10 protein-coding genes are annotated in these 10,686 nt (G+C 57.6%); 2 read left to right on the top strand and 8 right to left on the bottom strand.

Going from position 1 to position 10,686, the window contains the following annotated elements:
• Positions 1 to 713 precede the first annotated feature (713 nt).
• The 8 genes from AC13DE_RS00395 to AC13DE_RS00360 form a co-directional block, all read right to left on the bottom strand.
• The gene (locus tag AC13DE_RS00395; protein WP_483046666.1) at positions 714 to 2,252 is read right to left on the bottom strand and encodes an acyl-CoA synthetase; all 1,539 of its coding nucleotides are present in this window, start codon (positions 2,250 to 2,252) and stop codon (positions 714 to 716) included.
• Position 2,253: 1 nt separating this feature from the next.
• Positions 2,254 to 3,273: a zinc-dependent alcohol dehydrogenase family protein gene (locus AC13DE_RS00390; RefSeq protein WP_483046665.1), complete on the bottom strand. Its 1,020-nt coding sequence runs from the start codon at positions 3,271 to 3,273 to the stop codon at positions 2,254 to 2,256.
• Positions 3,270 to 4,394: an acyl-CoA dehydrogenase family protein gene (locus AC13DE_RS00385; RefSeq protein ID WP_483046664.1), complete on the bottom strand. Its 1,125-nt coding sequence runs from the start codon at positions 4,392 to 4,394 to the stop codon at positions 3,270 to 3,272. Before AC13DE_RS00385 ends, AC13DE_RS00390 begins: the two co-directional genes overlap by 4 nt.
• Positions 4,391 to 5,347 (bottom strand): branched-chain amino acid ABC transporter permease, encoded by a 957-nt coding sequence (locus AC13DE_RS00380; RefSeq protein WP_483046663.1) that lies wholly within the window; start codon positions 5,345 to 5,347, stop codon positions 4,391 to 4,393. Before AC13DE_RS00380 ends, AC13DE_RS00385 begins: the two co-directional genes overlap by 4 nt.
• Positions 5,347 to 6,204: a branched-chain amino acid ABC transporter permease gene (locus AC13DE_RS00375; RefSeq protein WP_483046662.1), complete on the bottom strand. Its 858-nt coding sequence runs from the start codon at positions 6,202 to 6,204 to the stop codon at positions 5,347 to 5,349. The genes AC13DE_RS00380 and AC13DE_RS00375 overlap by 1 nt, the downstream gene beginning before the upstream one ends.
• A 73-nt stretch (positions 6,205 to 6,277) precedes the next feature.
• Positions 6,278 to 7,480: an ABC transporter substrate-binding protein gene (locus AC13DE_RS00370; RefSeq protein WP_483046661.1), complete on the bottom strand. Its 1,203-nt coding sequence runs from the start codon at positions 7,478 to 7,480 to the stop codon at positions 6,278 to 6,280.
• A gap of 29 nt (positions 7,481 to 7,509) precedes the next feature.
• Positions 7,510 to 8,211 (bottom strand): ABC transporter ATP-binding protein, encoded by a 702-nt coding sequence (locus tag AC13DE_RS00365; RefSeq protein ID WP_483046660.1) that lies wholly within the window; start codon positions 8,209 to 8,211, stop codon positions 7,510 to 7,512.
• A 1-nt stretch (position 8,212) separates the two neighbouring features.
• Positions 8,213 to 8,980: an ABC transporter ATP-binding protein gene (locus AC13DE_RS00360; protein WP_483046659.1), complete on the bottom strand. Its 768-nt coding sequence runs from the start codon at positions 8,978 to 8,980 to the stop codon at positions 8,213 to 8,215.
• 143 nt (positions 8,981 to 9,123) lie between these two features.
• On the opposite strand from AC13DE_RS00360, the gene AC13DE_RS00355 reads away from it, so the two are divergent.
• Positions 9,124 to 10,002 (top strand): LysR family transcriptional regulator, encoded by an 879-nt coding sequence (locus AC13DE_RS00355; RefSeq protein WP_483046658.1) that lies wholly within the window; start codon positions 9,124 to 9,126, stop codon positions 10,000 to 10,002.
• Between the two features lie 304 nt (positions 10,003 to 10,306).
• The gene (locus AC13DE_RS00350; RefSeq protein WP_483046657.1) at positions 10,307 to 10,474 is read left to right on the top strand and encodes a hypothetical protein; all 168 of its coding nucleotides are present in this window, start codon (positions 10,307 to 10,309) and stop codon (positions 10,472 to 10,474) included.
• The last annotated feature ends 212 nt before the right edge of the window (positions 10,475 to 10,686 follow it).

Genomic DNA, 10,686 nt, shown 5'->3' with positions numbered 1-10,686 from the left:
CTTTGACGATCTTCTCGCCAGGGCTTTTGCGTGTTCCAGTTGTCTGTCTCATCGGCCACTCCTCAGTGGTTATGATGAGCCAACAACACTCTCTTATCAAATAACGCTATTTGGACCCATAAGCGCTGACGTCAGACAGTCGCACCTCGCCTAACACTCTGATTTTAATACTGTAATCAGCCCCTGAATCAATTGGAATCTTGAATCTCTTAGAAAGAGGTGGCAGAAAGCTTTTTCGTCAAGGGTTTTGCGTCAATGAAAAACGTTCTCATATACCTTTTGTGCCCAGCAGATGCATCCGCCAAACAGGATGCTGAGATGAAGCACTGCGGCGCGCAGCAGTGAGACTACTCGGTATCTTATTTGATAGCACACCCGTCGCCTCGGCGACCAAGCAATTACTTTATCCCCGGCGGGGGGCAGAGCAACCTCGGGGCTACATGCCTCGATCTATGGCGAAGCCGGACCGGCCGGCGGCTTCGAAGAGAACAGGCGTTCGTGGCGCGCACCGAAAGTCTGTTTTTCTTTCCATCCCACCAAACTACAAGGTTTAACCCGCGACGAGCTAAAAAACTGAACACCAGCAACTTAAAACTTAATAAGATTTGAAACGCATGACTTGGAGGACCGTTACTAAGGCAGTCAGTTCACCAGCGGTGCTTGGGTCGACTTGCTGATCGACGCAAATCCCAGGGTCACCCAAATTGTGAATTTTAGGTTTTCTCCCAATATTCAGCCCGAAGCAATCTTTTGAGCAGTTTCCCTGTTTCGGTGCGGGGCAAGGTGCTGCGGAACTCTATGCTGCGCGGACATTTGATCGACGATAGTTTCGATCTGCAATAGTCGAGAAGTTTGGTTTGCAGGATTTCGGACCCCTCATATGAGGGCAGCAACTGGACCACCGCGTGAACCGCTTCCCCAAAATCCTCGTGCGGAATGCCAATCACTGCTGCATCAAGCACCGCCGGATGGCTCAGCAGCGTGTCTTCAGTCTCCTGCGGATAAACATTCACTCCACCGGAGATGATCATAAATGACTTGCGATCGGTCAAGTACAGATAGCCTTCCTTATCAAGGCGACCGATATCCCCGAGCGTCGTCCAGCCTTCAGCATTCGTCGAGCGCTGGGTTTTTTCCGGGTCTTTGTGATAGGTGAACTGCTGGCCGTTCTGAAAATATATCTCACCCTCCTGACCGGTCGGCACCTCATTGCCCTCGGCGTCACAGATATGGATAACACCAAGTTTGGCCTGCCCTACAGAGCCGGGATGTGCGCGCCATTCAGGGCTCGTGATGGCGGTGAAGCCGTTGTTTTCCGTGCCTGCGTAGTATTCATGAATAATGTCGCCCCACCATTCCAGCATCTGCTGCTTGACCTCGATTGGACAGGGTGCCGCCGCGTGAACAGCCATTTGCATCGAGGAAAGATCAAATTGGCGCCGCAGGGCTTCGGGCAGTTTCAACAGCCGCACGAACATGGTGGGCACCCATTGGCTGTGGGTAATGCGGTATTTCTCGATAAGGCGCAGCGCCCCTTCCGCATCGAACCTGTCCATGACCACCGCAGTACCACCTGATTTAATCGTCACCATCGAATGTCGCAGTGGGGCTGCATGATACAACGGTGCAGGCGACAGATAGCGCGTGTCAGGCCCGTAGCCGAATAGTCCCGACAGCAGATCGACAAGCATGGTGCGCGTGCCGATTGGTGCTGACTCAAGCGGCCATTTTATCCCTTTGGGTCGGCCTGTTGTCCCCGAAGAGTAGAGCATATCCAGCCCTTGTGCTTCGTCGGCGAGAGGTATCGATGGCTGCTCGGCCATGGCTTCCGACCATGAAGCAAGGCCGCCCCTCTCTTCGCCAACCACCATGATTTCGCAGGTACCTGCAAGGGTTTCGGTCAGTGTTGACAGCAGTCCGGCAAACCGGCCGCTCGTGATCAACATCTGTGCATCGCAATCACCGAGGATATAGCTGATCTCCTCGGGGCCCAGATGGGTGCTGATGGTGGTATAGTAGACCCCGGCCCGGTCTGCGGCAAAACAGACCTCCAACATCTCGCGGCGGTTCTCCGTGAGGATCGCGATGTGATCGCCTTGATTCAACCCTGCTGCCCGCAAGACCCGCGCGCCTTGGTTCGCGCGTTTTTCAAGCATCCCGAAGGTGACGGTTTCGCCGGTGGCAGCCATGATAAAGGCCGCCTTGTCCGCAGGGTGATTGCGGGGCTGATAAGAGACGTCGATCTGGGGCATATCAGAACTCGATGAGGGTTTTGCCGAAATGGCCGCCGGTTCGAAGGTGGGTCATCGCTTCTTTGAGTTCGGCAAATCGGAAAGTTTCGCCGAGCACGGGGCGCAACTCGTGCTGGGCCATAGCGCGCAACATCGCCTCGAACCCGTCACGGTGGCCGACAGTGACGCCCTGCAGCCGTACTTGTCTCGCTACGATGGGGCCAAGCGATGCCTCGATGTTAAGCCCCGATAGCACCCCGATCATCGACAGCGTGCCGCCTGGCCGAACTGCCCGTAGCGATAGCGGCAAGGTCTGTGCGCCTCCCAGCTCGATAATATTGTCATAACCGCCGCGATCGGCGGTGAGAGGACGGCTGGCACGGGCCCAGTCTTCCTCGGTTCGGTAATTGATCGTGGCATCAGCACCCATGTCAGTGACGCGGGTCAGCTTTTCGTCGCTGGAGGAGATCACGGTGACATGCGCGCCCTGCATCTTGGCGAAAGCGAGCGCGAAAAGCGCGACGCTGCCGGTGCCCTGCACCAGAACCTTGTCGCCAGCGCGGGTCTTGCCGTGGGTGACGACTGCGCTCCATGCGGTAAGGGCCGCGCAGGGCAGGGTGGCGGCCTCGGCATCGCTGAGGTAGTCGGGCACCTTCACCACGCCTTCGGCTGAGAGGCAAATACGGTCGGCCATGACCCCGTCAAGCGGCCCCCCCAGAGCAGAGGCAAACCGCTCGGGTGTCGGCCCACCGCCAGCCCAGTTCTGAAAATAGGTCGGGCATACCCGGTCACCCAGCGCGACGCGCGTCACACCCTCGCCGACTGCGACCACTTTCCCGACGCCGTCAGAGACGGGGATCAGGGGCAACTCACCCGTGGCGCGGCCATAGCCGCGATCCGGCACGATCAGGTCACGCGCGTTCAGCGAGGCCATGCGCATTTCGACCACGACCTGACCGGCACCGCAGTTGGGCTCTGCCCGCTCGGCCAGTTTGAGGTTGTCAAACCCCCAGTCCCCTTCGATCTGGAAAACACGCATCATGGCTCCTTTCGGGCGGCCAGTTTCGCCACCCTGTCTTTGAGTATATTGGTTGCCCCATCGGTAAATCCGGCGATTTGCGCGGCTCCGATGTGACGGGTGAAGGGGTGTTCGGGGCGCAGCCCCTCGGAACCCATAAGCTGTAGCAATACCGGCAGAGAGGTTTGAGCCCGCATGACGGCGGCTATCTTTGCCTCCGCCGCTGCGCGCTGTGCATCGGCTTTGCGGGCGATGAGCTCGGTTGCTTCTGCGGTTATGGCTTCGGCCTCGGCCAAGGCCACCTCCACGGTAGCGAAATTGGCCTGCCAGCTGGGAATTGCATTCAGAGGTTTGCCAAAGCTCATCCGCTGCGCGCCATATCGCTGGGTCGTGTCCAGCGCGGCGCGCACCATTCCGTTGCACATCGCGGCTACATAGCTGCGCGCGGCGTTAATCTCGGTCAGGATCGCCTTGAAGGCGGTGCCGGGGGCGGCCATGAGGGCATCGGGCGCAAGTGATACATCGCACAATTTGAAACCGCCGGTCCCCATACTGGTCTGGGAAAACGCACTCTCGATGGCATAGCGCGTGACACCTCTGGCCTCCAGATCGACGAGAAAGGCGGCGATCCCGCTGCTGTCGCCGATTTCCTTGCACTGCGCATAGACAATCGACAGACTGGCGTGGCGGCCGTTGATGATCCACGTCTTTTCCCCGTTCAGCAACCAACCGGCGTCAGTCTGCCGCGCCGTCGTGCGAATGGCCGCTAAATCGCTGCCGGTGGAGGGCTCCGTAAGCGCGGTGCAGGCGCTCATCCGACCTTCAAGCAAAGCAGGCAGGTAACGTTCTTGCGCGGCGCGAGGGGCGTCCTCGCTGAGCCGAAGGGCGATGTTATGGGTGTTGACCAGTGACATGGCAAAGCCGAAATCCGCCCCTGCCATCCGCGCATAAGCCGCAGCACGGGTGGGAAAATCATATCCCCTCCCGCCCTGCGCCACCGGCACTTCGACCCCGAGCAGACCGAGCTTTGCAGCCTCGTGGTAAAGGTCTGGCTCAGGCGTGGCCCCGGTCGACCACGCCCCCGCCGCGGGTGCCACGCGGTTTGCGGCGAACGTCGCGACCTGATCGAGAAACGGCTGGGTCATGTCCGCCGGTTCCGAAGTTTCGCGAGCAGATCCTTGGAAACCCCCGCAATACCGCGCGGCATGAAGATCGTCGCCAGAACGAGGACCAGACCGTAAAGGATCAGCCGGAAGCTGTCGGCGAAGCGTAGGTATTCCGGCAGAAAGACCACAAAGAAGGCCCCGACAATCGGCCCCGCGATGGTGCCCGATCCGCCGATGATCACCGCAAGGATCGCATCCAGCGACTGGGCGATGCCAAAGATCTCCGGATTGATGAAACTTTGATAATGGGCATAGACCGCGCCCGCGAGCCCTGCAAACATCGCCGAGATCACAAAGGCAAAGAGCTTGTACTTCCACGCCGCGATACCGATGGCACCGACAAGGTCTTCGTTCTGCCGGATGGCAATGAGAATCTGCCCGATGCGCGAGCGTACGATCAACGCAGCCAGCCCTGTCATCAACGTGGCGAGTATCAGCACAAAGTAGTAATACGTCTCGCGGTCGCGCCAGTTGAACAGACCGTCTTTGCCACCGGGCTTGGGGATGCCAGTGATCCCCGCTTCACCCTGCGTCAGCTCGTGGAAGTTCATCAGGACGATGAAGATTACCATGTTGAAGGCCAGCGTGACGATGGCAAAGTAGTGACCCTTGACCCGCAGGCTGGGATAGCCCGTCAATAGCGCAAAGAAAGCCGTGACAAAGGGTGCCAAGGCGATAGTCAGCCAGACCGGCAGATTGAAGTGTATCCCCATCAGCGCCGTCGAATAGGCCCCGATCCCCATGAAACCCGCTTGCACGATCGAGACATACCCGGTGTAGCCTTGGATTAAGTTCTGCCCCTGCGCGGCAATCACCCAGATCAATGCCAAAACGCTGAGGTGCAGGTAGTATTTCACGGCAAGGAGTTGCGGCAAAAGCACGAAACCGAGCAGCGCCAGACCGTAAAGGATAAATGTTCTGTTACGCGCCATTATGATTTCCCCATCAGGCCCTGAGGCCGGAACAACAGAACGCTGATCATCACGACAAAAGCGATCACGTCCTTATACGCGGATGAGATGAACCCCGCCGCGAGTGCCTCGGTAATGCCAAGCACGAGCCCGCCCACCACTGCACCAGGGATCGAGCCGAGCCCGCCCAAAATGAGCACCGCAAAGCCTTTGACCACCAGTCCTTCGCCAATGCCGGGCGCAATCGCAAAAAGCGAGCCAACCATGACACCGGCGCAGACGCCGAGTGCGGTGGATATCGCGAAGACCACCAACGGAATGGTATTGACGTTGACCCCCATCAGGATCGCGGCATCGCGGTTTTCCGCAACCGCGCGGATTGCCTGACCGGTCTTAGTCTTTTCGACAAAAACCGTCATCGCAAAAATCAGCAAGGCAGCGGCGAGGATCACGTAAAGCCGCAGCTCCGGTATAGTAACGCCACCAATATTGAACACCCGTGTCAGGTCGGTTGGAATAACCACCTGCTCATGGCCGAACAGTTCAAGGTTCAGCCCCTCGACCATCATTGTCAGACCAAGCGCTACGATAAAGGCGTTGATATGGTTGGCGTCGCGCACGGGCCGATAGGCCAGAAGCTCGATCAACACGCCGAGCACCATGCCCACTACCAGTGAAATCAGGATCGCCAGCAACAGCGGGATACCCCAGCCGGTGACGAAGAAGAAGGTCAGATACCCCCCGAACATGGAAACAGATCCATGAGCAAAATGCGCGATGCCGAGGATGCCGAACACGATGGTCAGACCCAGCGCGATCAGCACATAGACACCTCCGATGGCGATGCCGTTAATAATTTGTTGAAATACCTCAACCATGCCGCACCTGCGAATATAAAGGAGAGAAAAGAGGGGCACGAGCAACCTGCCCGCGCCCCAGCCCAGGGAGGGATCAGTCGTCGAGAGTGCTCAAGAATGCCGAGTAGGCAGCAGCGTCCGACGGCAGATCTTCAACAAAGACCCAATTGCCGCTCTGCCACTGGAACGCGCCATTGGACGTATAGGCCTGACCGTTCACGTCGAACAATTTACCATCAACCGGCAGGTACTGCATGACCACCTCGTCCGGCACTGCCAATTCGCGCAGCGCAGCGGCGACAGCCTCGGTGTCATCTACCGTGCCTGCGGCCTCGATCGCGTCTTTCAACGCGTAGGTCTGGTCATAGGCGTAGGGTGAGCTTGGCGAGGGCGCGATGCCGAATTCCGCCGTGTAGTTCTGGTGGTAAGCCTTCCCGTTGTCAGAAGCTGACAGCAGCGTCAGTTCGGTCGGGCGCAGGTCCCAGACGCCTTCCATCTGCTCGGAGGTGGCGACGCGGGTAAACTGTTCTTCGCTGCCGGAGGTGAAGCCGAAGCGCGGCACGTCGATGCCCAGTTCGATTGCCTGACGGTAGATGAACGCGGCAGGTTCGACATAGCCGACCACGAGGATCGCGTCAGGTTCTTGCGCGCGGATCTTTGTCAACTGGGGGGACATATCGCGGTCCTTAAGGCCGAAGGCCTCGCGGCTCACGATTTCGCCGCCCGCCTTGTTCAACTCTTTCTCGAAGGCGTCGACATAGCTGGCATAAAAGCCTACGTCGAGCGCACCCAGAACGGCGACCCGCTTGTGGCCCTTGCCTGCCACAAAGGTACCCGCTGCCGCGCCCGTATAATCCGCCGGAGGGCGGGTGCGGGTCAGATTAGGGATTTCGCGCGTGGTGATCGAGCGCTCCGCGGCGTTGCCCACCAGCATCACCGCATCTTCATTCTCGATGAACGAGGCAACCGCACCCGTCGCACCGGAACAGCAGAACCCGAGGATGTATTTCACACCGTCGCGGTCAATCAGCTTGCGCACCGCGTTGGAGGCTTCTGTCGGGTTGGCCTTGTCATCATAGGCGATGACGTTGAGCATATAGTTGTCTTCACCAACCTTGATCCCTCCCGCGGCGTTGATCTCTTTCGCAGCCAGTTGCACGGCATTGGCCTGTGGCAGACCATAAACGGCACCACCGCCGGTCAGCGCATCGCTGACGCCGATATCGAGGGTCTTTTCTGCGGCCATGGCGGCACCTGCTGTCAGGGCGAATGCAGCAGTAATAGCTATCAGTCTCATCTTGTGTCTCCTCCCAGAAACGTTTGTGATCAGTGGCCCAGATACGCCTTTGCGACATCTGGATGTGATTGCAGTTCCTTGCCCGTGCCGCTCAGCACGATCTCCCCCGCCTCAAAAAGATAGGCGCGGTCTGCCAGACGCAGCGCCATGGCCGAGTTCTGCTCGACCAGCAGAATGGTTTTTCCCATCTCCTTGATCCGAGCTATGGTTTGGCCCACCTCAGCGACGATCTTGGGTGCGAGGCCCAATGACGGTTCATCAAAGATGCACAGTTTGGGGCGTGCCATGAGCGCGCGGCCAATCGCCAGCATTTCCTGCTCCCCCCCCGAAAGCGTGCCTGCCGCCTGCCCCGCTCGGTCCCGCAGAATCGGAAACATGTCCATCATCTCTTCGACATCCGCGCCCTGCTCGGCGTCCTTGCGCGGATAGGCCCCCATGCGCAGGTTTTGCAGTGTCGTCATCTGCGGAAACACCTGCCGCCCCTCAGGGCACATGGTGATGCCCGCCTTGACGATGGCGTGACCGCTTTGATTGGTAATGTCATGGCCTTCAAACTCGATCTTGCCCGAGGTGGCAGGCACCAAGCCGCAGATCGCCTTGAGAGTCGAGAATTTGCCCGCGCCGTTCGCCCCGATAAGCGCGACGCATTCGCCTTGGTTTACCTGAAGGTCGATGCCGTGGATCACTTCGATCGCGCCGTAGCTGACGTGCAGGTTTGATATATTTAACATGTCAGGCTGCCTCGCCGAGATATGCGTCAATAACGACAGGATTGTTGCGAATTTCTTCGGGCGTACCTTCAGCGATCTTTTGGCCGAAGTTCAGCACTACGATACGGTCGCAGACCTCCATGATCAGCGCCATGTGATGTTCGATCACCAGCACCGACGTGCCCAGATCGCGGATTTTATTGATCAGATCGCTCAATGTTTTGCGCTCGTGTGAGACAAGCCCCGCCGCAGGTTCGTCCAGCAAGATCACCTTTGGGCTGGATGCCAGCGCCGTGGCGATCATCAAGAAACGTTGCTGCGCCGAACTGATCGTGCCGACACGGTGGTCCTGGACGTCTTTCAGACCGGTGATTTCCAAAATGGTCTCGACACGAGTAACCAATTCGGCGTCTTCGCCTACCTTGCGCCCGATCCCAAACGCCGAAGACAGCGGATGCGAGGTGCGGGTGACGGTGCTGCCCAGCATCACATGCTCGCGCACGGTGAATTCGGCAAAGGTAGAAGCGGTTTGAAAGGTGCGCGACAGGCCGCGCGCCACACGCTCATATTCCGGCAGGGCGTCGATCCGGCTGTCGCTTAGCTTGATTGCGCCCGAAGTGATTGGGAACAGGCCTGCAAGGCTGTTGACGGTCGTCGATTTGCCAGAACCGTTCGGTCCGATCAGACCGAGAATCTGCGCCTCGTTCACCTCAAAGGACAGATCGCGGATCGCATGTACGCCGCCAAATGACTTGCACAGCGATTCAATCCTTAAAACAGGTTTCACCATCGTAAATTCCCCCTCCGCATCCTCCTGCGGTCTCAAGAGCGTAACGATGGTTCGACGCCATCGACAAATTCAAAGTTTCTAACTACATATCTAATAATTCGATAATCAGCTCTCGGACCCATTTGGTGTAACAGAGGTAAGTCATGGCAAGGCCGATCAGAAATATCAATTCAATACAAGTATTTAACATCACATCCGAGACAGGAAACGTCACCCGCGCGGCGCAACTTATGAACATCAGTCAAAGCTCGGTCAGCTATCACATCAAAAAATTGGAATCTGATCTGGGCTATCGCCTCTTTCGCCGCGGCAAACATGGGCTGACCCTGACGGAGGAGGGTCTGGAGTTGTCACGCCATGTGGAGCGCGGTCTGAACATGATTCAAGCTGGTCTCGACAGGGTCGCCACTCAGACTGGTTCCATCCGGATCGCGCTACTTCCGATGTTCTCCAGCCGCTGGCTGTCGTCGCGCCTCGGTAATTTGATGGAGCAGCATGCCGATATGCGGCTTTCGATGCACAACCATAATAACAACTACACCCGCATGCCGGATCCGGCCAACTTCGCAGATGTCGGGATCCAATGGGGAACAGGCGATTGGAAAGGCTTCGAGGTGCACCCCCTCTGGCCCGAGTCCATGGCGCTTGTGTGCAGCCCCGCCTATCTGAAAGCCCATCCGATCAAGACGGCAAAGGATGTTTACGACTGTACCCTCTTGCATGTCGATGACACCGGCATGTGGGAGGAATGGTTTGCCCTTAACGCCATGTCGCTGAAAAGCACACAGCCCCAGATGATGCTGGAAGACCGCCACTTCCAACTCAGCTCGACAATAAATGGCTTGGGGATGTCGCTGTTCGCGGCCTGGCTGGTGCGCGACGAGTTGGAAAGCGGCGTTTTAGTGAGCCCTTTTCGCAGTAACTTTGAAACATCCTATGCCTATCACCTCGTTTTGCCGGAAGTGGAGGAGCAACCTGTTCACGTGCGCAAGTTCCGCGACTGGTTGCTACATATACGTTAGGCGTCTTTTTTGGTTGCCGCAAATAACGCAATTTTGGCCTTTCGGCAGAGGATCAGCTTGTGAAGTGCGTAAACCGTGATCCAGACTATGAAACTTAAGAGCCCAGATAGCTCGCGTTCCGAGACATTTTGCGGTTCTCTCAAGTGCATTTGACCGGATGAAGAATACTTTGCGTTGATTCTATCGACAACAAAGCAGAGGAGCCGTTGCGCCACGAAATAGTTTGATCCCTACCGGCTCGTCGCGTTTACATTCTTGGCTTCAGCCATCCTGAGGCGAGCCGGGCACTATCAGGCCCCGCACGATGCGGCACCCTCGTCCGCTCAAGCTTTTCGTAAAGTACGTCCAGAGCCAAGCCGTCGAACAGCGCAAAGCTGACGGCATCGAAATCTGCGATTTCGGGAATAGAACTGAAACCCGCAGTCTCAAGGAGTCGGGAGAGCCAGCGGCGTTCGAACACTGGAGCATCTGATACGAGGACGCAGTCCGAGGACTTCGTGAGAATATCTTTCGCAACGCGAGAAGCTGCGGGTGCATTTTGGAGTGTCCGTCGTCAGGGTTTTTGGGACCAATGGCGGCCTAAACTAAGAGAGAGTTCGGCTCATCTGGTTGGTTTGATTATGCGGCGTGCTGTCGGTGATGCAAGCGTCGCGTTTCGAGCGTCTTACGTTTGATCCTTTCCCT

The sequence above is a fragment of the Sulfitobacter sp. L-8 genome, assembly GCF_056859255.1.
Note: the sequence above shows the minus strand (reverse complement) of the source record. Positions and strands in the feature narration are given on the sequence as shown.